Below are 21,455 nucleotides of genomic sequence, written 5' to 3'. Positions count from 1 at the left end.
CACAGGAGTTTCTTCCTTGGCCCTCACCGGTCTGCCGCCCGACACCGACGCCGACGTCGCCCGGGTCACCGAGGCACTCGCCATGATCACCCCGCGCTGGTACGTGCGGATCCTGCTCGCCCTGAACGGGCAGCCGCTGCGCTACAGCGAACTCGCGGCCAAGGTGTCCTGGCTGCGCGACGGCCAGCTGCACCCCAAGGTGCGGCAGCTGTGCGAGGCCGGTCTCGTCCAGCGAAACGAGCACACCCCGCGGCACGTCACCTATGGGCATACCGACCGTGCCACCGCGCTGCTGCCGGTCCTGCCGCTGATCGTCACCTGGGCCGAGCAGTACCTGGAGAAGGCGGAGCAGCCGCTGACCGCGATCGAACAGATCGAGGACAGCCTCACACTCCTGACCCGGCGGCACGCCGCCGCGATCCTGTGGGCGCTCAAGATCCGGGGAGAAGCCAGCGGCCGGGCTCTGGCCCAGACGGTCATGCCCGGCAGCGACTGGACCAACATCTACCCCCCGCTGCGGCAGCTCGTGGACGACGGTCTCGTCACAACCGACGGGATCGGCCAGCCCTACCGCCTGTCCGCCGCCGGCGACGGTCTCGGGCCCCTCCTGGGCGCCCTGTCGGCATGGTCCGCCGGCCAGCCCCTCACCCAGGCCGGACAGCACCCGGTCTGGGGACAGACCAGCGCCACACCGCAACAGCGGATGTGGCTCAGCAGCCAGGCGCGGACCGTCACCCCGGCGACCACACCGGCACCCACCAAGACCGATCAGACATCGCCGCCGGCCTGGCAGCGCAACGCCCTCTTCTCCCACGCCACCCCACCCCGCCCGCTGGTGGCACTTCATACTGGAGCACCACGCCGATGACCACCCTCACCCCGGCCGCCATCCGGCACGCCTGCACGGTGCTGTCCGCACCCGGTCTGATCCGCCTTGTCACCGAGATCGACGACAACGGCCCCATCCCGCCGCGCAGCCTGACCCGCACCCTCCCCGACCTGCCAGTCCCTCAGCTGCGGCATTCCGTCGAACAAGCCCGCGCTCTCCGGCTGGTCCACAACCGGCCTGGTGCCGGGCTCACCCTGACACCGTCCGGATCCGGCCTGGCCGACGTCTACGACGCGATGGCCCGCTGGGCGCGCCACCACTGCCTTCCCGCTCCGGTCTGCGACTTCACCAGCCGCGTCCAGCACGCCCTCTCGCTCTACGCCGTGCCTACCGCTCTCACTTCGCAGGAGGGGCGGGAAGGCGCTCCGGTTATCGAGACCGGTGAGAAGCATGCCAGCCCGGGCGACCTTCTTACCCAGTGGCTGCACGAGAACCCGCAGCTTGTCCAGGGCGCCGAGCCCGTGCTGGCCGCGTGAGGGCTGGCAGAGCCCGGCACGCCGACCACCCTTCCTTGTTCCGCAGCGTCTACCTGCCCCGCTCGGCTGACGGTGCCGCGTTCGCGATGACCACCTATGGCATCCCGCTCATCGTGGTCGCGACGACAAGGTCGGCAACCCTGACGGGCGTCGCGTTCGCGCTGGAGTGGATGCCGCGCCTGGTGGCGTTCACGGTGGCCGGCTCCCTCGTCGACCGCCAAGGCGTCTCCCGTATCTTCCGTACCGCGTGTGTCGGCAGGGCTCTTGCCGTCCTGCTGGCCGCGCTCCTGCTGGCGGCGCCTGACGTCGGGGTGCCGGCGGCGGTCACCGTGATGGCGCTCGCCCCGGTCAGCGGCTTCCTCACGGAGTGCAGTTACATCGCTGTGGAAACGGCTGGCGGCGAGGCGAGCCGGACAGCCGGATCGCGGGCGCACCGGGTGCAGTCCGTCCTGCTGGGGATCGACCAGATCGCCATGCTGGCCGGCCCTCTCGTTTCCGGCTTGCTGCTGAAGTACGGCGGGCCGGCGCTCATGCTCAGCACGCTCGCCGCCCTCTCACTGCTCGCCGCCGCGCTGCTTCCGCGCCGGCCGACCGCGCCGAGCCGTTCCCCCGCGAGCAGGAGTGGTGTGCGGGCAGGCTGGGGCACTCTGCATGCCCTTCCTGCCCTGGCCTGGCTGGTGGGCGGCCTGCTCGTCTCCAATACGGCCATTGCCCTGTTGCAGGCGGCGATGCCGGTGATCGTGGTCACCGAGCTGGGCCGCTCCAGCGCCGACGCTGGACTCATCTGGTCCGCCGCCGCTGTCACCTCCCTGCTCGCCATCGCACTCGCGCGCCGGGCGATCGACCGGTGGGGGCTGTGGCCGGTTGGCGCCACCGCAGCCGCCCTTGCCGCGGCAGCCACCCTCGCGGTCGCCAAGGCCGACACCTACCCCGAATACGTCCTGCTGATCGCCGTGCTGATGGCCGGCGAAGGCGGCCTCACCGTCGTCCTGCGCACCTTGCGCTCCCACCTCATCCCGCCCGAGGTCTTCGGCAGCACCCTGAGCCTGACCATCCTGCTGCTCCTGGTGCCCTTTCCCGCCGCCGGACTGCTCGTCGCAGTCGTCCCGCCCGCCCAGATCGGGCACGCCGTCACCGTCACCGCCCTCATGCAGGCCCTCGGCCTCTTCACCGCCTTCGCCCGGCTGCGCACCCTGCGCACCACGCCCACCTGAACCCCACCCCGAAAGGAACCGCTGCCCGCATGCCCTCCACCGTGCAGGACGGACTGCCCGGCCTCGACTTCCCGTACCGGGACGGACCCACGATCACCGAACAGTTCCGCGCCTTCGACGCCCAGTACCCCTGGATCTACCGGTCTTTGGAACGGCTCGTTGAGGAACGTCTTGCCGCCGGAGCCAAGCGAGTCGGGATGAAGGCGCTGTTCGAGGCCCTGCGCTGGCGCCAGCCAGCAGGGGTCAAGGGCCTGAACAACAACTACACCGCCCTCTACGCGCGCAGGCTGCTCGCCGCCCACCCGGAGTGGGCGTCCGTGATCGAGGTCCGCCGCCGACGCAGCCCGTAAAGCCTCCCTCGGCCCCTTCATCCCCCGTTGATCTCTGAGGAGTTCGTACTTGTCCCACCGTCCTGTCATCCTGGTCGTCGCCGCCGCCGACATGGAAGCCGAGGCGTACCGCGGCTACTGCCTCCAGTCCGTGGCCGCCGCCTACGACGTCGTCCTGATCACCGGTGAGGAGCCGTCGTGGGAGGTGCCCTATCTCCGTGACTGCGTGGTGGTGCCCGACCCGGCCGACCCGGTACAGCTGTCGGCCGCCGGGCAGGCGCTGGCCGACCGCTACGACCTGGCAGGCGTGTTCACCTGGACCGAGTGGTACCTCGTCCCCGTCGCCCGCCTCGCGCGCCGGCTCGGCCTGCCCACCAACACCCCCGAGGTCATGCAGGCGTGCCGCAACAAGGCCGTCTCGCGCAGCCTGTTCGCCCAGCACGGGGTCCCGTCGGCCGCCTCGGTGACGGTACGCACCGAGGCCGAGGCCGAGGCGGCGGCCGAGCGGATCGGCTACCCGGTCGTGCTGAAGCCAGCCGCGCACGCGGCCAGCATCGGCGTGATCCGCGCCGACACCCCCGGACAGCTCACGGCCGCGTACGCGTTCGCCAAGAAGGCCGCCGGTCTGGGGCAAGAGAGCACGAGCGTGCTGGTCGAGGAGTATCTCGACGGGCCGGAGGTGTCGGTGGAGTGCGTCACCTACCGGGGCAAGACCACCGTGGTCGCGGTGACCCGCAAGACGGTCAGCGACCCGCCGTACTTCGAGGAACTGGCCCACGTGGTGGACGCCGCTGATCCGCTGCTCGACGTGGTCGCCCCCGCAGCATGCGCCGCGATCCGCGCTCTGGGGATCACCGACGGTGTCAGCCACGTCGAGATGCGCCTGGTCGACGGCCAGCCGAGGCTGGTCGAGGTCAACGGCCGGATCGCCGGCGACATGATTGGCCACCTCGTGCACCTGGCGACCGGCATCGACCTGCCGCGCGCCGCCGCCGACATCGCCTGCGGCCGGGCACCCGATCTCACCCCCAACCGCTCCTCGGCCGCCGCGATCCAGCTGATCTACCCGGACGTCTCCGGCACCCTGCGCCGCGTCTACTTCGACGGCATCTGCCCGCGCTGGCTGGAACGCGTCCACTTCCAGCACCAGGCCGGAGACCCACTCCTCCTCCCGGCCGACGGCGGCACCATGTTCACCGCCCGCATCGGCTACCTGATCACCACCGCTCCCACCGCCGACCTCGCACGAGCACGCGCCGAACAGGCCGCCCGCCGCCTCCACATCGACATCGCGCCCCTCGCGGGCGATGCGTCTGGCACCGGAGGTCGCGCCGCGTGAGCCGTCCCACCACCGCTGCCCGCCGCAGCCGGATGCTGCTGACCGGCTACTTCCTCGGCCTGGGCGTGGTGATGGCCATCTGGGGCGCCCGGATGCCCGCCGTCCAGCACGCCGCCCACCTCAGCACCGCCCAGCTGTCCTGGGTCCTGCTCGCCGCCGCCCTCGGCATGGTCGCCGGCCTGCAAACCGGTGGCCGCCTCGCCCGGCCAAAGCGGCTTCCCGTGCTTCTGATGGGCGGAGCTGTCGGCCTCGCCGGGGCTCTCGCCGTGCTGGGCCAGTGCCGCACCCTGGCCTCGCTGCTCGCGGCGGCGCTCACCTTCGGCATCGCGCACGGCGTCCTGGACGTCGCCGCGAACTCCGCGGCGGTGCGCTGCCAGAACGCCTACGGCCGGCCCATCATGTCCTCCCTGCACGCCGCCTACTCCCTCGGCGCGCTGGCCGCCGCCGCCCTGGCCGCCGCCACCGCCGCGATCAGCCACCACACCCTGTTCCTCGCCACCGGCCTGACGCTGACCGCTGTTGTGTTCGCTGCCGGACCAAGCACCCTCGCCCTGCACGGCACCGATCAACCTCTGACGTCCAACAACGCCGGCTCCGGCGCTGCCCAGGCGACACTGGCGCCCACGAGGCTGTGGCTGCTGGGTGCACTGGCGGCCGCAAGTCTGCTGGGGGAGGGGGCGGCAGCCGACTGGGCCGCCGTGCACGCTCACTCCCTGCACGCCACCACGGCCGTCGCAGCGAGCGCGTTCGCCCTCTACAGCGCCGCCATGGCCCTGGGACGGCTGAGCGGCGACCGGCTCACCGCCGTCTTCGGCGCCCCCACCGTGTTCTGTACCGGCGCACTGCTCGCCGCCACCGGCCTGACGGTCGGTGTCCTGGCCGACAGCGTGCCCGCGGCCCTGGCCGGCTGGACGGTCTTCGGACTCGGCCTGTCCGGCACGGTCCCCTGCCTGATCACCGCCGCCGGGACCGGCGGACCGAAGGCCGTGGCCGCGGTCTCCGTCACCGGCTACCTCGGCCTGCTGGCCGGCCCCGCACTCATCGGTGCCCTCGCCAGCACCACCACCTTGTCCACGGCACTTCTGCTGCCCGCCCTCCTCGCAGCCGCCATCGCCTTCCTCGCCCACCGCGCCCTGGAGAACACCACCTCTTGACCCGCCACACCGGCCTCGACGCCGTGATCCTCGACTACAACGGCGTCATCGGCCTGCAGCCCACTCGCAGCCAGTGGCTCCGCCTCGCTCGCACCGCGTCCTGGCCCGACGACGACCTCACCGGTTTCCAGCGCGCCTTCTGGAGTGCCCGCGAACCCTACGACGCCGGCCAGCTCAGCGACATGGCGTACTGGGCCCGCGTCCTCGGCTCCCACCCCGGCCCCCGGCTCCTGCGCGAACTCCTCACCGCGGACACCGACATGTGGACCGGAACGGACGAGCACGTCCTGGCCGTCCTTCGCCGCGTCCACCGGAAGGGACTGCCGATGGTGCTCCTGTCCAACGCACCCCGCCACCTCAGCGACGTGCTCGACACCCACGACTGGCAGCAGCTGATGACCCAGGCCCTGTACTCGGCCCGGCTGGAGGCGTGCAAGCCCGACCCGTCCGCCTACCACCATGCCCTTGCGGCCACCGGCGCCCGCAACCCGGAGCGCGTGTTGTTCGTAGACGACCGCGCCGACAACTGCCAGGCCGCTCGCAGCCTGGGGCTGACCGCGCTGCACTACACCGGTCGGCCCGCCGTCCTTGAAGCGGCACTGCTCCCCACGGCGTGAACCGCCCCACCTCACTGTCCAGGATCCTGTGCTACCTCACGACGACACCATCGACGGGGACGTCTACGTCTCCCCGCGCTACCTTGCCCGCGCCACCGCGATCGGCGATCCCGGCCTCGACCCGCTGCGCAACCTCGGTTGGGAACTCCGCCACGACGATCTCGGCAACGCCTACCTGACCGCGCCCGACAGCAAGGTCCGCCTCGGCTACCTCCCCGAGGGCGAGGACGACGGCCTGTGGCGCATCAACGCCTACAAAGACCCCTTCGGCCCGCCCGTCTGGGGCGTGTGCTTCAACGACTCCTGTCCGACGGAGTTCGTCACCGCCTTCACCACCGCGCTCGCCGAGGCATATCAGCAGGGGCCGGACAGCTACCTGGCCAGACCCCTCTCGGGGGACAAAGACCATGACCCCTTCCTCGCGGTCGCACCACTCATCAACCGGGGCTGGCTCATCGACCGGCCCCGCTGGGGCGTCTTCGCCGTCCAGTCACCCGACAAGCTGGCCGGGCTCGAATACACCACCGGCGACCTCGACCCGGAAACCGAGCTGACCACCCGTGGGGCACGCTGGCAGCTGTGGGCCGGCACCTCCATCGACCGGCCCTACTGGTACGCCACTGCCAGCACGGACACCCCCGTGGCTCTGCTCAAGGCCGTCACCGAGTGCGTCTCCGGCCCGGCGCCGCTGCCTCGCTGGCGCGAGGACACCTACAGCTACGTCAAGAGCAAGGGCCAGGTCACCTCCATCGTCCCGCCGAGCCCGCCGGCTCCGACCCCGCTCGATGTCCAGCGTGCCGTCACCCGCCGCCCGACCGCCCGGCCCGCTGCCAGCGTCCCACGCTGGAGCACCACCAGCCGACCCGTGCTGGCCGGGCCACACCGCTGACACCACCGGGAGACCCACATGGCCATGCACGCCCCCGAGTTCTTCGCCCAACTCGACTTGCCCTTCGCCGACAGTGCCGTTGTCGGCGACACCTACTACGCCACCCCCGTACCCGGGGGACCGCTGCGGCTGCGGATCGACTTCAGCCCCACCCAATGGGCCAACGAGTACGCCGGCCTCCGCCTCGCTACCCTCCACCAGGACTGCGGGCAACTGGACGTCACCGTTCTGCGGTTCGCCGATCACGGGACGTTCGATCACCGCGACTCCACGCGCGGCCTTCAGCCGCACAACTCGGGCTACGGCACGTTCAAGGAGTTCAAGGACCGACCCGACTGGGTGCCGTGGGAAGGGGCCCACACAAACGGCCTGCGCGATGCGATCGAGCAGTACAGCGCTGTGTGGTTCCCCGGTACGTGGCCGGCACCCGCCCTCAGCCGAGCCGCGGGCCGGACGGCGCGGCCGGTCCCGTCGCCGGCGGCTCAACGCAGCGCCGCGAGGGCCCGCTGACCACGAAATTCCCACAGACAGGATCCCTTTCTGTTGCCCGACCCCTTCGAAGACCCCGACCGTGGAGCCTGCCCTCGTTCACCTCGCAGACTGCTCCATGATCGAGGGCACACCGCACCCGATCAGGACAGACGAGGCACGAGCGGCGCTCACCGATCCCGCCATCGAGCCCTGCGTATTTTGCAGACCGGACACCGAGCTGGGTATGGATCTTGCGTGACCGTCGCTGTGCGCGCGCCCCCGTGTGGCCGGATATATTCGCACCTATGGACGGGGTGCTTCAGCGCATCGACCCGGAAACAGACCGGTCCGTCGCGGCACGCCTGCTGGGCTGTGCGCCCGACGAGGTCGGGTATTGCCCACGCTGCCAGGGGCTGACTCACCGATACGGTCGTAATGCCCGGATCATCTGTCCAGCCTGCCGCGCCGCTGAGCCCACGCCGGCGGCTGGTGCTTCGGAGTGACATGGTGCTTCGACCGCCGGTGGAACCGATGCTGGCGCAGGCCCGCGACAGCCTGCCCGCGCCCAGCGCGCTCCCGGGCGAACTCATATTTCAGCCGAAGTGGGACGGCTACAGGGCGATCTTGTTTACTCCCTGTCCGTCGCCCGGACCGGTGCTGCTGCAGTCTCGCCGGGGGACTCTCATCCAGGGGCGGTTCCCTGACCTGGTGAGCGCGGCGTCCAGCCTGCCTCACGGCCTGGTCCTCGATGGCGAACTGGTCGTACTTGCCGGTGAGCGACTTTCGTTCGAGGCCCTCCAGCGACGTGCGGCCTCCGGGGGGCTGACTGCTGCCCGGCTTGCCGGGGAGTTGCCGGCCCACTTCGTTGTGTTCGACGCCCTTCAGATCGATGGGCGTGAACTCTTGCGGACGCCGTACGTCGAGCGACGTGCCTGCCTGGAGGCCATGTTCACCGAGCGCCGCCTGAGTGATCCCTGGAGGCTGTGCCCGGAGACGACTGACATTGCCCTCGCGCAGGAGTGGTTTACCTCCTGGACCCAGGTTCCCGGCATCGAGGGCCTCGTGATCCGGGGCAGCCAGCAGCGCTACCTCCCCGGAGCACGAGCGCTCATCAAGGTGCGCCGTCGGGACACGACGGAGGCCATCGTGGGGGCGATCACCGGCGCGCCGCGCCGCCCTCAGACCCTGCTGCTGGGACGTTTCGATCAGAGCGGGGTCCTGCGTCCCGTAGGCCGGAACACACCGGTGCGGCCGGACGCCGCCCGGCAACTGGCCGGGCAGCTGACGCTTGCAGGGCCGGACCACCCATGGGAAGGCGTGCGGTTCACCACCTCGTGGGGCTCGCGTACCCCACTTGATGTCGTACTGGTCCAGCCCGACTTGGTGGCTGAGATCGTGGTCGACACGTCTCAAGACCGCGGGGGATGGCGCCACCCGGTTCGTTTCGCCCGGCTTCGCTCGGACGTCACCGTCAGGGACGTGCCTCCCTTCGGTGCGGGTGCCATACCGTCCGCAGGATGACCAGAGCCTCCGGGCCCGCAGATGACGGACCGGCGCGTTGCAGGCAATCCCGGTAGTTGTCCTTTGTCATCCAATCGAGGCGTTTGACAGCGAACCCAGCCGTTTCGGCTTCTCTGACAGTGAATCTAGTCGTGAGGGCTGAGCAGCCTCGATCCCGATAGCCTGGAGACTGAATCGTGCGGGCACGGGGGGATGATGGTTCGAGCACTTCTGCTTGGAGTTGGGACCTTCGAGAGCGCGGTCGACGGAGAGTGGAGTCCCACGTCGGAGGGGTTGCTTCCGCTGCCGTCGGTTGAACCGCAGGTGCGTGAACTCGCCGTGGTGCTCTCGCGCTTCGACGGGCTGAACGTCAGTGAACCGTTGATCGACGCGGACTGGGTCAGCGTTCAGGAGAGCTGGAAGCACCTGCGGCACGATTCGGTGGGCCGGCCGCGTATCGTTCACTTTGCCGGTCACGGGGTCTCTCGTGGCCGGGTCTTGTACCTGCCCGTGCACGACAGCCGTCCGACCGACCTCCCGGAGTCGGCGATCGATGTCGGCCGTTGGCTGAACGAGGTCGAGCACGGCTCCAACCAATCTCCCGTCCTATTCCTGCTCGATGTTTGCGGTGCAGGGGCCGCGACGGACTACCAGCTATTCCAGGACGTTCCCGAGGGCGACCGAAAGACCTGGGTGATTGCGGCCTGCACGGCGGACGAGAGCGCCTTCGACGCACGGTTCACCAAGGCCACAGCCCAGGCGCTGGAACGGCTCCGCTTGGGGCACTGGGACATCTCTCCCACTCTGTCCCACGTGCCGGTGGAGGCTGTCGCCGACGAGATCGCGCGGGAGCTGGTCTGCCTCGGCGAAGGGTATCCGCAGACCGTGGTGCACTCGCCGCGCCGGGCTGCCTCGTTGACGGTACCGGAGTTCTTCGCCAACCCGGCGTTCAGCACTGACGGCTGGCAGCGTCTTCGGAGCCGACTACGGTTTGCAGTGCGGGAACTGGCGGCGGAGTTCGACCCCGGCCTGGACCCAGTGCACTTCCTCACCCGGGCGTCCGGCCGCCTGGACGACGCCGCTGCGATGACGGGCTGCCTCTTCACTGGACGGACACGTGAGCTGACCCAGATTCGCTCCTGGTTGGCGAGCGACGAACCCCTGTTGCTGGTCACCGGAAGCCCTGGCGCCGGAAAGTCGGCGCTACTGGGGGTGACGGTCTTCCTGGCACACAACCAGCTCGCCGAGCTGAGTACCGGGCTGGTTGGCCGCATTCGTGCTCAGTACCGCCCAGAGCGTCGGTACCCGACTCTTGTCGCGGTCCACGCCCGGCACCGGAGCACGGACGAGGTGATCGCATCGATCATGGTTCAACTGTCTCCCGAGGACGCGGAGCCAGCCGCCGCTAGCAGTGAGCAAGCTCTAGACGACCTCAAACGCATCGCCCAGGACCTGCCGGAACCGGTGGTACTCATCCTCGATGCCATTGACGAAGCCCTGGAGAGCGGCCACATCGCCCGCTATCTGCTCCCCGACCTCCTGCGCACGCTCCGCTCTGACGGCCGCCCCGCCTTCCGGGCACTCGTGGGGATGCGCCCGCCGAAGGCGGACGGCCACCGGTTCTGCGAGGTGCCCGGTGACCACGCGATGGTGCTCGACCTGGACACCTCCTCCAATGTCGAGGACCTCGCGGACGACCTCACGACCTACATCGCCGACATCCTGTACAGCGCACCCGGTTACAACGACCAGGCCCTTCGCGAGTCCGTAGCCCGTGCGGTCGCTACCGAGATCGCTCATAGCCCCGATCGCAGCACCTTCCTCGTCGCAGCACTCTTCGCCGACTTCCTGCGAACCGGTGCACCTCTGAATCCCGCGGAGGCGGTCGCCCAACTGCCGCAGAACCTGCCGCACCTGCTCGAACTGCACCTGCGGACCACGCTGGACGGCGACCCGTGGATGCGGCACTTGATGGTGGGGCTGGCACAAGCGCGAGGGCAGGGTATGCCGCTGGACCTTGTGGCCGCAGCCGCCGCCGCTGCCGCCATGGCCGCGGGTCAGGAGCTCCGCCCGCTGACCCCGGCCGAGGCCCGCGAGAAGCTGGCTACCGCCCGCTTCTATCTACGAACGAACATCGACTCGGACGGACGTCAGCTTTACCGGTTCTTCCACGAGACGATCACCGAGCACTTCCGTGACGCCGGGGCCGAACTCGACGGGCTCGCCGACACGCTCTTTCACGAGCTATTGTCGACCGTCCCCGGGCGGTGGGCCGCTGAAGGGCCTCGGTGGGACCTTGCCGCACCGTATCTGCTGCGACATCTCATGGAGCATGCCGTCGCTGTCCCGGGCGGATCCGCGGTCGACCAGCTGTTCCTAGACCCGGAGTACCTAGTCCGCGCCGACCACGCCGGCATCTGGGACGCCGCCCACAGGACGAAGACCCCCACGGCGCGGCGGGCCGGAGTCGCGTACCGGAAGGCATTCGACCGCTCCGACCTCGGCAGCCTCTTCGGCCAGCGCATACCGCTGGAGACGCGACGTGCCAGGCTTCAGCAGAGCCTCGTGACCTACCACGCGGCCGAGCTCGCATGCCGTCTCCACGACGAACGGACCCCGCTCCGCACGCACTGGAGCACGGGCTTGCCTGAGGAGTCCCTGCTGTACGTCATCAGCGAGGACGAGTTGGGCGCCGCCGTGTCAGCCCTCGCCCTGGGAGCCGTCGATCGACGGCTCCTCGCCGTGTTCGGCGGCACCGATGGCTCCCTCCAAGCGTGGGACATCACACCGAGCCCTGACAGCGCGGTCCCGTACTTCTCGGCTCCGAGAACAGACAAGGGCGCCATCACCCAAATGGCGATCGCGGATCTGGATGAGCGGTCAGTCATCGCCGCGGTGACTGACCAAAACGCTCTTCTGCTGTACGACCTCGCAACGGGTGCGCTCGTCGCCGACACACGCCTCGACGGCGCGACAGTCTCAGCCTTGGCGGTCGTCGGCACCGGCGACGAAACGGCTCTTGCAGTCGGTCGAGTCAGTGGCGAGATCAGCCTGGTCGGCCTGCTCGGCGAGTCGTTCGGCAGGATCTTCGACACTGTCGAAGCCGGGGGCGCCGCCATCGGTTCGTTGCTCGGCGAGGAGTCCGCAGACGGCTCCCTCGCCTTCCACTGCGTTTCCGCTGAGTCTCAGGCACATGGGCCGAGGGTGCTGCGGAATCTGGGCGAGCGGCCCGTCATCATATCGTCGGGGGGACGGCTCCAGGAGGTGCGGATTCAGCCCATCAACGCGCGCACCCCGCTGTTCTCCCTTATCGCCTACCACCCCAGCATGTATGCGGTAAGGGTGAAGGGTGAGACTGTCCACTTCGTCACGGAGGCCAAAGACCGCGGGCTGACACTCGCTGACATCCGTCATGTAGACCGCTTTCAGCTCGCGCTGACCGCCCATCGCGACGGCAACATGCGGGTGTGGGACCTGGACGTTTGCCCGCAGTTCGGTCACGGCCAAAACCACTGGCACCCTGCCACAATCCTCGGCACCATCCGGCTCGGCGGCTCGGAACTCGTCCTCAGCGCCGAACTCGCGTCTGGCGAGATCAAGGGCTGGGACCTGAGCACCGGCGCCGAGGATCATGAACTGACCGAACTGGGCGGGCTCAGCCATGCCGCCGTCGTGACGGCCGGCGATGCGTCCTACGTCGTCACAGTAACCACGGAGAATGAGCTCGACACCTGGAATGTCCGTGAGGACGCCTTGCAAAAAACGGTCCGCCTCCCCGCTCCGGCCACCGCGCTGGCAGCTGTGCCGCAAGGCGATTCAGTGTGGGCCGTGGTCGGCGGTGCCGACGGTGATATTCATGTGTGGGACACGAGCAAGGAGTCGCCTTCCCACGTCCTCACCGGCGTGGACGGACCGGTCACGGAGCTGGTCGCGGGCGACGTCGGCGGCGAGTCTCTCCTGATCAGCGTCCACAACGAACGCAGGGTCTGTCTCTGGTCCCTGGCTGACGGCACCCTGCGGCAATCGATCATGCTGGACCGGACCGGAGCGATCGCGATGCAAGGAGGACGCCTGCTCGCCGCCGAGCAATCGTCGGACGACGACCAAGTGCGGATCTGGGACCTTATGACGGCCTCCCTCGTGGGCTCTGTCTCCGTGGCCGGCCCACAGGTAATGACTGTCAGCCAAGTAAACGGCAGGCCGGTACTCGTGGCCGCTGTCAACGAGGCGGAAGTCCAGGCATGGGATGCCGAATCCGGCGATCCACTCGGATACCCGGCCCCAGTGCCCGATCGAGTGCACACGATCGCCCCCCACGAGAGCGGCGTGCTGGTAGGCAGCAAGGCAGGCCATGTCACGGCCCTCGGCTGGGCCTGCACCACAGCGGCGTCGGCACTCCGCCCGACGCGGCCGACCGTCCACGTCACCCACGTCCTGGCTTGGTTGCCGGGCGAACTGCTATGCGGCGATGCCCGCGCAGACGGATGGGAGTTGTACACCGTCGACGAATGGGAGGGAGGACTGCCGCCTTCCTTCGGCCTGGTCTACGCCCGCCCCATCACTGCGACGACGGCAGAACTCCACGATGCTCTCATCGACGTACTGACGCCCGACGGATTTGAGGCCGTGCGGCTGGAGGCACACTGGTACGAGATCAGCAACGTCAACGGCGTGACCAACGGCGGCCCGTGGCGATTCCCGGCCTACTCCGTTCATTGTCACTCGGAGGAAGGACCAGAGCAGTGACGATCCTCGCAGTGCACGGCATCGGCAACCACCTGAGCGGCCGGTCGCCGGAACAGGCAGCCACCCAACTAGCAGGACAGTGGCAGCTCAAACTTCAGCATGGGTTCACTGCCGCCGGACTGGGCGCCCACCGACTCCCTGCCCTGCACGTCGCGTACTACGCTCACCACACCCACGCCGCGGAGCGGCAGGCCGTCGTGCCCGATGTACTTTCTCTCGACGATCGAGAACAGTCCATCGTCATCGCCTGGGCGCTGGCCCTAGGTTCACCCACCCTCCAGGAACGGCAGGGACTGATTACTGCACCACTGCGGCAGGTCCTGTCCTGGCTTTCCCGACGCCGCAACATCCCCATCGGTACGGTAATTCGGCTCGCTGTCCAACTGGCCGGTGAGGTCCGCCGCTACCTCCACGTTCCGCAGGTACGGGCTGCCGCCCGGTCCACCGTGGCCGAGTCGATCCGACGGGTCCGCCCCCACGTGGTGCTAGCGCACTCCCTCGGCTCCGTCATCGCGTACGAGGCTCTCCATGCCCACCCGGAATTGACCGTGGATTGCTTCGTGACCTTGGGCTCCCCCCTGGGCCTGCCGGGCGGGATTTTCGATCACCTGGTGCCCGCGCCAATCGCCGATCGGGGTGCCCGGCCTGCCGGGGTCCGCTACTGGGTGAACCTCGCCGACACAGGTGACCTCGTCGCGATTCCTCATCGGCTCGGCGACCGATTCCCCGTTGACCAGCACGCCGACACTCCGATTGGCCGTATCGACTTCCACACCTTCGGAGCGTACTTGTCCTCCCCGCTCACCGCTGCGGCAATCACTCCCTTCGTCCACAACCCGACGATCCCGGACCAGATCGCCTGAGACTTTCGGCAGTCTGCGTCTTAAATGATCCGGCGTCGCAGGTAACGCCCCTCCACGCAGGCAAGCGACTCGATTGAATGGCAAAGGACAGTAGTTCGCCTGGGGCAGACAGGAAAGATCCGCGAAGGACTGGCCAACACTTCCAGCGGCATGTCAACGTAGACGACCTTCCCGGAAAAGCGCCAGGTCAGGAAGGTGATGGCGCGTGACGGTCGGCCGCTAGCCGCTTCTCCCGAGGTTCCTTCATTCCGAGACGCCGGCCGACATGCTGCGTCGCCGTCCAGAGGTGCCGGAGCCGCCCGACGCGTGCAGCGCGCCATGCTCCAGCTCTGCCTATTGGCTGGCCACCCATCCCCATGCAAGGAGCCTGTCCGTGCCGTCTACGGAAATGACCGTTGGAGATCTCATCGACCTGCTGTCCGCCTGCGACCGCGACGCCCCGGTCCGGCAGGCGATCAACCCGTTCTTCCCGATGGAGCACCGCCTCGCCCAGGTCGTCCAGTCCTTCGACGCAGCCGGGCAGACGGTCGTCCATCTCGCCGAGGGCAGCGATGAGCACAGCCAGCTCGGTGTCCTGCCGCCCGAGGTAGCCGTGACGCTGGCCTGGCAGTCTCCCGTCCAGCCACCGCGTCGGCCCCGCCGCACGGCTCGCGGCGGCCAGTAGATCCTCATCATCCTGGAGGTGCCCCTGAATCCCGACTTCCCCCTCGACCCCGCCGCACCCGATCGGACCCAGGCCGCGTACTGGGTGGGCCCCCGCCACCTGGCCGGCGACGACGGACGGCTCTACGACACCGTCGCCGACACCCTCACCGGCCTTGGCTGGATGAGCCTGACGATGGTCCGCGGCCGGCAGGAGCCGGACGAGGTACCGGAGGACCGACAGGTCGTACGCAGCACCGTCCTGCACCTCAGCCCCGACACCCTCCGATGGGCCCAGTGGGTTCTGGCGGACGAGCCGTTCCTGCTGGGGGACCTGCCAGTCGCCTGGCACGTGTCGGCTCGCACGGACACGGCCAGTCCGCTCGCGCAGTGGTCCGCGTACTTCACCCCCGACGTCCCCGGAGAGGCCGTCGTCGACTTTCTCGTCGCACTCGACGCACGGCAGCGCCCGGCCGAGAAGTTCGGCGAGACCGAGCTGGTCCTCGACGCCGTCACCACTCACGGCTGGCTCCTCGACATCGACCAGCCCCGTGCGGGAGCGATGGACGCGACCTTCACCTCCCACATCAGCTACGGCACGGTGCCGGCCCTCATTCAGGACGCCGACCCGCGCACCCTGACCGACGACACAGGGACGAGCCTGGACGGGTGGCAGGCATGGGCCGAGCCAGTGCTCGGCGCACGATGCCTGTGGGCCGCGTCGTTCAGCTCCAGCGTCCCCCACGACCTGGTCGCCGCCTTCGCAGGCTCGATCAGCTCCACCGCACCGGTCCTGCGCCGGGCGCTTCCCGCGAGCACCGAAGACCGGCTCCTGCGCGCTCCGGCCATCTGACGCCACGCGTCGTGATCCCACAGGGACAGAGAGGAGAAATGAGGTCAGGGCCCTTGTGTGGCATCGACTGGTCGGAGCCCTCAATGGGGCATGTACCTAGCGGCCCTCCGCGTGCTATCGAAAGGCCCGGACACCCTCGAAGGTGTCCGGGCCTTTTCGCGCACCCGTCACATGTCTTGCGCTCATCAAGAACGCCAGAGATACGAATAAAGCGCCGCACGGGTATGGGTTGGCGCCGTAGGCTGACCTGTTCGCCCAGGAAGGCACGGGGAGTTGAAAGAATGAGCGAAGCCGAGAGCGCGTGGCGGCCAACCGAGCACGGAGCCAACATCGGACACTCGTCTGCCGTTATGGCCCACCGGAAGGTGGCTCTGGACGTTCACAGGCTTACCCATGAACGCGACTCCGGCCGGGCCGTCATAGACGCTCCGTATACGGTGATGGCACTACGCCACGTTTTGCGGGGCGTCGAGATGACACGCACACACGTGAAGACAGAAGCAGCTCGGCAGTTGGTCAGCGACGCCCTTGAGGCATTCGACCGTGCGGTGCCGGGCGGAAAACACGCCCGGGATGTAATCGAGCACTTCGACGAGTACGCCATGGGTGTCGGCAACCTGCAACAGCCCCAGGTGCGCAACTTCAGACAGCGGCAGCCGGACGATCAACTGTCTGAAGAATTCAGGCACCGTCTGGAGTGGGCCGGGACCAGTGACGAACGACGCCCCGTATACGTCGCCGGCCCCTACCGCATCGACATCCTGGCCGCGGAGGACGCTGCATTCCGGCTGATATGCGACACGTACGAGGCCCTACTGCTCGACGAAGGACGGCCTGTCCCACGCGGGTGGGCGTACGAGGTCCAGCGCGGCTCGCTGCGATGTGAATGAAGGGCCATGCGACGGTGCCCCGCCAGGAACGCGCGGGGCGGGGCACCGAGCAGTGGGATTTTCAGCGGCCTGCGGTTGCCTTGGTGAGGGCCTTGTCGAGGTGCCGGTCGACGAGAGCGGGCGAACCGGAAACGACCACGAGGACGTTCCCGTCGCGGATCGCGGTCTGCTTCACCACCCTGTCGTGTCCGCCGGCGGAGAAGGCCAGCAGCTGGCTCCACTGCTCCTCGCCGAGGTGGGGCGATGCCGTCTTCTGGGTGGCGATGTCAACGGCGGAGCCGCCGACGAGGATTTGGTACTCGGGGCACCCGGCCATGGCGTCGAAGACCTCGACCATGCCGTCGGACAGCTTGGCGGGCGTGTCGCTGTACAGCTCCTCCGAGACCTCGGAGTCGCTGTGGCCGGCGTAGGTGAAGGAGGTCTTCGCCTGGCGGGGGAAGTCGAGCGATCCTCCGGTGGCCGCCTCGCCGCCGAGGTCGGAGAGGGCAGGGCAGCCGAGAACGGTGACGTCGTCATGCCGTGCAGGGAGCTCGGCCTTGCGGGTGTAGCCGCTGCCCAGGTCGCTCTCGTCGAGCAGGCGGGCGGTGAGTGCGGCCGACGACAGTGGGGTGCTGTTCACCTCATTGACGGCCGGGCTGCCGGAGGCGGCGGAGGACGACGGTGCAGGAAGTGCCGCGCTGTGGGGCGAGCAGGCGGGCAGGGCGAGCAGGGCAACGGCGGTGATGCCGACGGCGGTGGTGGCGACGCGAACGCGCACGACTTGACCCCTTGGTTCTGGGAGAAGGTTGGGCAGTGCGGGCCAGTGGGCCCTGTGGGGTCGTAGGGGTATAGGGGTCAGTGGCCGAGGTGGCGCAGGCAGTCCTCGAACGTGGCGTGCGTGGCATCGACCGGCGCGGAGTTCCGGTTGTACCAGGCCGTGTCCAGGCGCCTCTCCTGCTGCTGGTGACCGGCGCGGCAGCGCAGCCAAATCTCATCTTGGGTCGAGATGATGATCCAGTCCCGGTACGCGCCGCACTCCGCGCAGGTGACGACCTCGCCGTCCAGGACGAGAGGCCGCAGCCAGGGCATCATCCGGCCGGCGACCTGGTCGTGGCTCGGGACCCGCAGATCCGGCGGCAGGAAGTCGTCCACCTCGGCCACTGGCTCGGACAGCTGCACGCCAGGCTGCGGCATCGGAGGCGTGGGGAGGGGCATGCGCTGCCACATCTCCCACATCTCCTCGTGCCGGCGCTGCATCTCGATGTCGAACGCATCCGGCTTGCGGCGGCGTATCCGATCAAACACGCTGGCTCCTCCTGCGCCTCGTCCTGCTCGCGTCATGATCGTCCTCGAAGGCATGTGACCTGTTCAACTCGCAAAGTCCACAGTCACGACCGGCCTCGCCGGGCGGTGGTCCGGCCCTGCTCCGCGCGTCCGGTGCGGCTGGTCAGGTGCTCCGTCCCGCGGTCGGCGGTCACGGCATTGCTGGTGTCGGCGGGCAGGTCGGCACTACGGCGCAGGCGCCAAACCAGCACGTCGCTGACGGATTCCGCGGTGTCGAGTTCCCTGCGTCCGGCGGCATCGGCGAGGAGCGCGGTGGCGTTGTGGCCGGCGGCTTCGGCGTCGGCGAGGGTGGCTGCGAGCGCGTACCAGCCGGGCTCGGCCAGGACCTGGTCCGCCAACTCCGGCACAGCCTCACGCAGCACGGCCGTCTGCCGCTGCAGGAGAGGGTGGCCCAGGCGCCGGCCGCGCTGGTAGAGGGCGCCCAGCGGCTGGGCGGCGGCGGCCTGGTAGGCGGCACGAAGGTGTTCGGCGGCTTGACGGGCGGAGGCAGCTTGCTGAGCGTGGCCCTTCTTCGCGTGCCAGTGCATGGCCGCGGTGACGAGGAAGAACAACATGTCGATCGCCATCGCGGTGGTTGCCCCGTCCTCCCCGCGGCCGAGCGCGGGCCCGCTGAGGACCAGGTCGCGGGCGGCCTGCCGCAGCGCCCGGTCGTGGCCGCGCTCGGCCCGGAAGTGCGAACGGGAGGCCCGCTCGAAGGCGAGGGCGGCCTCGCGCAGTTGAGTCCGGGTGTGGGCGGCGGAGGTCTTGGCGAGCGCGTCCAGGACCTCGCCGGCCGAGGCGATGTGAGCGGCGGCGACCGCGTCGTCGCCTTCCTCGATGACGATCAGTGCCTGCCATGCCGCGGAGGCAGTGCCGCGGCGCGCGGTGGACGGGGCGCCGGGCGCCGTGCGTGACGGCGCAGCGACTGAACCGCTGGCCTGGTCGTCGTCGGCGGACCAGCGTTCGCGGATGCGGGGCAGCGACAGGTCCGGGGCAAGTCTGGACCCCGAGTAGAAGATGGGTTCGCCGTCCTTGTTGCGGTCGTCGGGCAGCGCGACGGTGTAGCCCAGCAGGTCACCGGAGGGTGCGATCCGCCGCCGGATGAGCAGGCCGGCAGCGGCGAGCCGGTCGAAGAACTCCCTCTCACCGGTGGCTCCGGCCACGGCCCGGCGAACGGTTTCACGCAGTTCCTCGCGCGGGGTGCGTTCCCGCTGCTGTCGTTCGGCCTTGTGGCGCTCGGCGCTGGTCGGCCGCTGGGCGGCGGTGCCGTCCCCGGTGTTGAGCCGCTTGAGGCCGTACTCGGCTTCGATCAGACGGGCTTCGGCCTGAGCGCGTCCCGCGTCGTTGTTCAGGCGGGGCCTACGGCCGTCCTCCCGGACGAGGGTGGCGATGATGTGGATGTGGTCGTCGGCGTGGCGGATGGCCGCCCAGCGGCAGGCGGCGGCGTCGCCGTCGGGGGCGATGCCGGTGGCCGCGACCATGCGCCGGGCGATCTCGCCCCACTGCTCGTCGGAGAGTACGGGGTCCTCTGGCGCGGCACGCACCGACAGATGCCACACATGCTTGGCCGGGCGACGGCTGGGGGCGAGGGCTTCGACCGGCTGGTCGAGGAGCTTCTGCAACTCCGTGTACGTCGCCTGCGGGTCGCGGCCGGGGTCTGGCGCCAGGCTGTCCCAGGCGGCCACGAGGTGCGGGTCGACGTGTTCCTCGTGCGTGCCCGGCCCGTACAGGTAGTACAGCAGCCCGATGGTGCGTGTCCCGCGCTTGTGGACTCTGGGGATCATGCGACGTGGTTCTCGGTGTCCAGGTAGTGCTGGGTGAAGGTCTCCACCCGCTTGGCGGCGCGGTGGACGGCGTCGAGGACGGCTCGGGTGTGCGGGACGTCGGCGCCGGCGTTGGTGGCCTTGGCCACCTGGTTGAGGTTGTTGCCGATCTGGCCGAGGTGCCGGCGTACGGCGAACAGCTCGGTCAGCACTTCTCGTTCGGTGGCGATCTCGGCAGCGGCGCGGTCGAGGTCACGGGCTGCTTTGAGGGCGGCGTAGGCGAGGAAGCTGGCGACGCTCATGCGGCAGGCGGACGCGGCGCGGACGAGGAGCTGGTACTCGTCGTCGTTCATACGGCAGCTGGGCTGACGCATGCGCTTGTGCTCGTCACGCAGGCGCTCGCGCTGGCGCACGTGTGGCTTCGGCGGCGCGGCGTGCTCGCAGTACGCGGTGTGGCACGTGTGCGGCAGCCCCCCTTCTGGATGCGGTCCGCCCTCGGTCGCATCCTGGTGGACCGGCACCTCCCGGTGCCGGTCCGCTCCCGCCATTCCAGAGGCGGGGGAGGCAAGAGCATTGCTCCCGACGGGAGCAATGCTCTTGCGATAACTTGCTCGCCCCCAGACCGAGTTGGGGTCCCGAGCAGGATCCGGGGTGGCGCTGTTCTCGTTCGGGTTCGTCATCGGCTGTCGGGCCTCGCCGTACGGAGCTGCCGCTGGATGGTGGCGGCCAGATCGAGAACGGAGGCCGGTCCGTGCAGGAGCTGGACCGGCCCGTTCGGCACCTGCTGGACGAGCCACTGGCCGGTCGGGACGGGCACCATGGCGTAGACGAGGTGCCGGCGGACCAGGACGGTGGCCCACGCAGCCGCCTCGGTGGCCATGTGCCGCGACGGAGGGTTGGGGTGGGAAACCACGGGATGCCTCTCGGTACGGGGCGGTGGCCCGGGGTGCGCCGGGCCACCAAAGGGGGACAGGGGGAGTGACCTGCTGGTTTGCAGGGTCAGCCGCACTCGGGGCAGCGTCCGACGTGGCCGCTGAGCGCCCGGGCCATCCGCGCCTTCGTTGAAGCGGCGTACGTCGAGCTGGCCTTCGCCGACGGCTTGCCGGCATGCCGCCTGGAGTGGGCGCTCAGATAGCCGATCTCCCGCTCGTATTCCTCACGGATGGCGGCGAACTGCGGGCAGGTCCTCATGGTGTGGTGCTCCTTGTCGTCGTGTTGCTGTTTGGGCTGCGCAGGGCTGCCAGGACCAGGCTGAGTCGGTCGTTTCGGCCGCCGGGGAGCTTCTCGCGGCGGATGATCTCCCTGAGCTGGACTCGAGTCACGGCCGCGTTGCCGTCCCGTTCCAGCAGCGCGGGCACGTGGGGGCGGATCAGCTCGACCAGCTGGTCGATGTCCTGCTCCGGCTCACGCGCCGGACGCTGAGCCTGCGGGCCGCGGGACCGGCTACTGCGCTTGCTCTTCCCCTTTGCCTTGGGGGCCGGCGTCCGGCGCAGGGGAACCTGGGCCCTCCGGTCCCCG

The 21,455-nt window shown here is 69.4% G+C and carries 21 protein-coding genes and 2 pseudogenes; 16 read left to right on the top strand and 7 right to left on the bottom strand.

Going from position 1 to position 21,455, the window contains the following annotated elements; genetic code table 11:
- Positions 1 to 16 precede the first annotated feature (16 nt).
- From ACZ7FF_RS27085 to ACZ7FF_RS27010, 16 genes and pseudogenes are all read left to right on the top strand, one after another.
- Positions 17 to 868, top strand: a complete 852-nt coding sequence (locus tag ACZ7FF_RS27085; protein WP_470815042.1) for a winged helix-turn-helix transcriptional regulator — start codon at positions 17 to 19, stop codon at positions 866 to 868.
- Positions 865 to 1,365, top strand: a complete 501-nt coding sequence (locus ACZ7FF_RS27080; RefSeq protein WP_381079679.1) for a hypothetical protein — start codon at positions 865 to 867, stop codon at positions 1,363 to 1,365. The genes ACZ7FF_RS27085 and ACZ7FF_RS27080 overlap by 4 nt, the downstream gene beginning before the upstream one ends.
- An 86-nt stretch (positions 1,366 to 1,451) precedes the next feature.
- The gene (locus tag ACZ7FF_RS27075) at positions 1,452 to 2,579 is read left to right on the top strand and encodes an MFS transporter (RefSeq protein WP_470815081.1); all 1,128 of its coding nucleotides are present in this window, start codon (positions 1,452 to 1,454) and stop codon (positions 2,577 to 2,579) included.
- A 29-nt stretch (positions 2,580 to 2,608) separates the two neighbouring features.
- The gene (locus ACZ7FF_RS27070) at positions 2,609 to 2,929 is read left to right on the top strand and encodes a hypothetical protein (protein WP_208898255.1); all 321 of its coding nucleotides are present in this window, start codon (positions 2,609 to 2,611) and stop codon (positions 2,927 to 2,929) included.
- A 91-nt stretch (positions 2,930 to 3,020) separates the two neighbouring features.
- Complete coding sequence (locus tag ACZ7FF_RS27065) at positions 3,021 to 4,247, top strand: ATP-grasp domain-containing protein (protein WP_470815079.1); 1,227 nt, start codon at positions 3,021 to 3,023, stop codon at positions 4,245 to 4,247.
- A pseudogene (locus tag ACZ7FF_RS27060) lies at positions 4,235 to 5,401 on the top strand (MFS transporter); the annotation flags it as partial. The gene ACZ7FF_RS27065 and the pseudogene ACZ7FF_RS27060, both read left to right, overlap by 13 nt.
- Positions 5,398 to 6,018, top strand: coding sequence for an HAD family hydrolase (locus ACZ7FF_RS27055; RefSeq protein WP_470815039.1), 621 nt, complete (start codon positions 5,398 to 5,400; stop codon positions 6,016 to 6,018). The pseudogene ACZ7FF_RS27060 and the gene ACZ7FF_RS27055, both read left to right, overlap by 4 nt.
- 28 nt (positions 6,019 to 6,046) lie before the next feature.
- The gene (locus tag ACZ7FF_RS27050) at positions 6,047 to 6,907 is read left to right on the top strand and encodes an SPDY domain-containing protein (RefSeq protein ID WP_470815038.1); all 861 of its coding nucleotides are present in this window, start codon (positions 6,047 to 6,049) and stop codon (positions 6,905 to 6,907) included.
- Between the two features lie 18 nt (positions 6,908 to 6,925).
- A complete protein-coding gene (locus tag ACZ7FF_RS27045; protein ID WP_351348534.1) occupies positions 6,926 to 7,417 on the top strand; it encodes a hypothetical protein in 492 nt (163 codons plus the stop codon).
- Between the two features lie 61 nt (positions 7,418 to 7,478).
- On the top strand, positions 7,479 to 7,637 hold the full coding sequence (locus tag ACZ7FF_RS27040; protein WP_470815035.1) for a DUF6233 domain-containing protein: 159 nt from the start codon (positions 7,479 to 7,481) through the stop codon (positions 7,635 to 7,637).
- 272 nt (positions 7,638 to 7,909) lie between these two features.
- Positions 7,910 to 8,899 (top strand): ATP-dependent DNA ligase, encoded by a 990-nt coding sequence (locus ACZ7FF_RS27035; protein ID WP_470815078.1) that lies wholly within the window; start codon positions 7,910 to 7,912, stop codon positions 8,897 to 8,899.
- 303 nt (positions 8,900 to 9,202) lie between these two features.
- Positions 9,203 to 13,624 carry an AAA family ATPase gene (locus ACZ7FF_RS27030; RefSeq protein WP_470815034.1) on the top strand — a complete coding sequence of 1,474 codons (4,422 nt, stop codon included), beginning with the start codon at positions 9,203 to 9,205 and terminating at the stop codon, positions 13,622 to 13,624.
- Positions 13,621 to 14,487: a serine peptidase gene (locus tag ACZ7FF_RS27025; RefSeq protein WP_466386202.1), complete on the top strand. Its 867-nt coding sequence runs from the start codon at positions 13,621 to 13,623 to the stop codon at positions 14,485 to 14,487. The genes ACZ7FF_RS27030 and ACZ7FF_RS27025 overlap by 4 nt, the downstream gene beginning before the upstream one ends.
- A gap of 373 nt (positions 14,488 to 14,860) precedes the next feature.
- Positions 14,861 to 15,151: a hypothetical protein gene (locus ACZ7FF_RS27020; protein WP_365170429.1), complete on the top strand. Its 291-nt coding sequence runs from the start codon at positions 14,861 to 14,863 to the stop codon at positions 15,149 to 15,151.
- 12 nt (positions 15,152 to 15,163) lie between these two features.
- Complete coding sequence (locus ACZ7FF_RS27015; protein ID WP_470815076.1) at positions 15,164 to 15,982, top strand: SPDY domain-containing protein; 819 nt, start codon at positions 15,164 to 15,166, stop codon at positions 15,980 to 15,982.
- 281 nt (positions 15,983 to 16,263) lie between these two features.
- A complete protein-coding gene (locus tag ACZ7FF_RS27010; protein ID WP_470815032.1) occupies positions 16,264 to 16,872 on the top strand; it encodes a hypothetical protein in 609 nt (202 codons plus the stop codon).
- A gap of 61 nt (positions 16,873 to 16,933) precedes the next feature.
- Here the strand turns inward: ACZ7FF_RS27010 and ACZ7FF_RS27005 are convergent, their stop codons facing one another.
- The 7 genes and pseudogenes from ACZ7FF_RS27005 to ACZ7FF_RS26975 form a co-directional block, all read right to left on the bottom strand.
- Entirely contained in the window at positions 16,934 to 17,629 is a 696-nt protein-coding gene (locus ACZ7FF_RS27005) for a hypothetical protein (protein ID WP_381079665.1), read from the bottom strand.
- A gap of 77 nt (positions 17,630 to 17,706) precedes the next feature.
- Entirely contained in the window at positions 17,707 to 18,066 is a 360-nt protein-coding gene (locus ACZ7FF_RS27000) for a hypothetical protein (protein ID WP_381079850.1), read from the bottom strand.
- Between the two features lie 173 nt (positions 18,067 to 18,239).
- On the bottom strand, positions 18,240 to 19,958 hold the full coding sequence (locus ACZ7FF_RS26995) for a relaxase/mobilization nuclease domain-containing protein (RefSeq protein ID WP_351348558.1): 1,719 nt from the start codon (positions 19,956 to 19,958) through the stop codon (positions 18,240 to 18,242).
- Positions 19,955 to 20,350 carry a plasmid mobilization protein gene (locus ACZ7FF_RS26990; RefSeq protein ID WP_351348561.1) on the bottom strand — a complete coding sequence of 132 codons (396 nt, stop codon included), beginning with the start codon at positions 20,348 to 20,350 and terminating at the stop codon, positions 19,955 to 19,957. Before ACZ7FF_RS26990 ends, ACZ7FF_RS26995 begins: the two co-directional genes overlap by 4 nt.
- A gap of 263 nt (positions 20,351 to 20,613) precedes the next feature.
- Positions 20,614 to 20,817, bottom strand: coding sequence for a hypothetical protein (locus ACZ7FF_RS26985; protein WP_058083009.1), 204 nt, complete (start codon positions 20,815 to 20,817; stop codon positions 20,614 to 20,616).
- A gap of 119 nt (positions 20,818 to 20,936) precedes the next feature.
- A complete protein-coding gene (locus ACZ7FF_RS26980) occupies positions 20,937 to 21,128 on the bottom strand; it encodes a hypothetical protein (RefSeq protein ID WP_058083010.1) in 192 nt (63 codons plus the stop codon).
- Positions 21,125 to 21,455, bottom strand: a pseudogene (locus ACZ7FF_RS26975) (hypothetical protein); the annotation flags it as partial. The gene ACZ7FF_RS26980 and the pseudogene ACZ7FF_RS26975, both read right to left, overlap by 4 nt.

It is taken from the genome of Streptomyces sp. NPDC037126, from assembly GCF_055605965.1.
This window is presented reverse-complemented; position numbering and strand designations above follow the sequence as displayed.

What these genes read in the sequence shown, in the direction of transcription:
- ACZ7FF_RS27080 (WP_381079679.1), top strand. Translation starts at nt 865, where the DNA reads ATGACCACCCTCACCCCGGCCGCCATCCGGCACGCCTGCACGGTGCTG.
- ACZ7FF_RS27075 (WP_470815081.1), top strand. Translation starts at nt 1,452, where the DNA reads ATGACCACCTATGGCATCCCGCTCATCGTGGTCGCGACGACAAGGTCG.
- ACZ7FF_RS27070 (WP_208898255.1), top strand. Translation starts at nt 2,609, where the DNA reads ATGCCCTCCACCGTGCAGGACGGACTGCCCGGCCTCGACTTCCCGTAC.
- ACZ7FF_RS27065 (WP_470815079.1), top strand. Translation starts at nt 3,021, where the DNA reads ATGGAAGCCGAGGCGTACCGCGGCTACTGCCTCCAGTCCGTGGCCGCC.
- ACZ7FF_RS27045 (WP_351348534.1), top strand. Translation starts at nt 6,926, where the DNA reads ATGGCCATGCACGCCCCCGAGTTCTTCGCCCAACTCGACTTGCCCTTC.
- ACZ7FF_RS27035 (WP_470815078.1), top strand. Translation starts at nt 7,910, where the DNA reads ATGCTGGCGCAGGCCCGCGACAGCCTGCCCGCGCCCAGCGCGCTCCCG.
- ACZ7FF_RS27010 (WP_470815032.1), top strand. Translation starts at nt 16,264, where the DNA reads ATGAGCGAAGCCGAGAGCGCGTGGCGGCCAACCGAGCACGGAGCCAAC.
- ACZ7FF_RS27000 (WP_381079850.1), bottom strand. Translation starts at nt 18,066, where the DNA reads ATGCCCCTCCCCACGCCTCCGATGCCGCAGCCTGGCGTGCAGCTGTCC.
- ACZ7FF_RS26995 (WP_351348558.1), bottom strand. Translation starts at nt 19,958, where the DNA reads ATGATCCCCAGAGTCCACAAGCGCGGGACACGCACCATCGGGCTGCTG.
- ACZ7FF_RS26985 (WP_058083009.1), bottom strand. Translation starts at nt 20,817, where the DNA reads ATGGCCACCGAGGCGGCTGCGTGGGCCACCGTCCTGGTCCGCCGGCAC.
- ACZ7FF_RS26980 (WP_058083010.1), bottom strand. Translation starts at nt 21,128, where the DNA reads ATGAGGACCTGCCCGCAGTTCGCCGCCATCCGTGAGGAATACGAGCGG.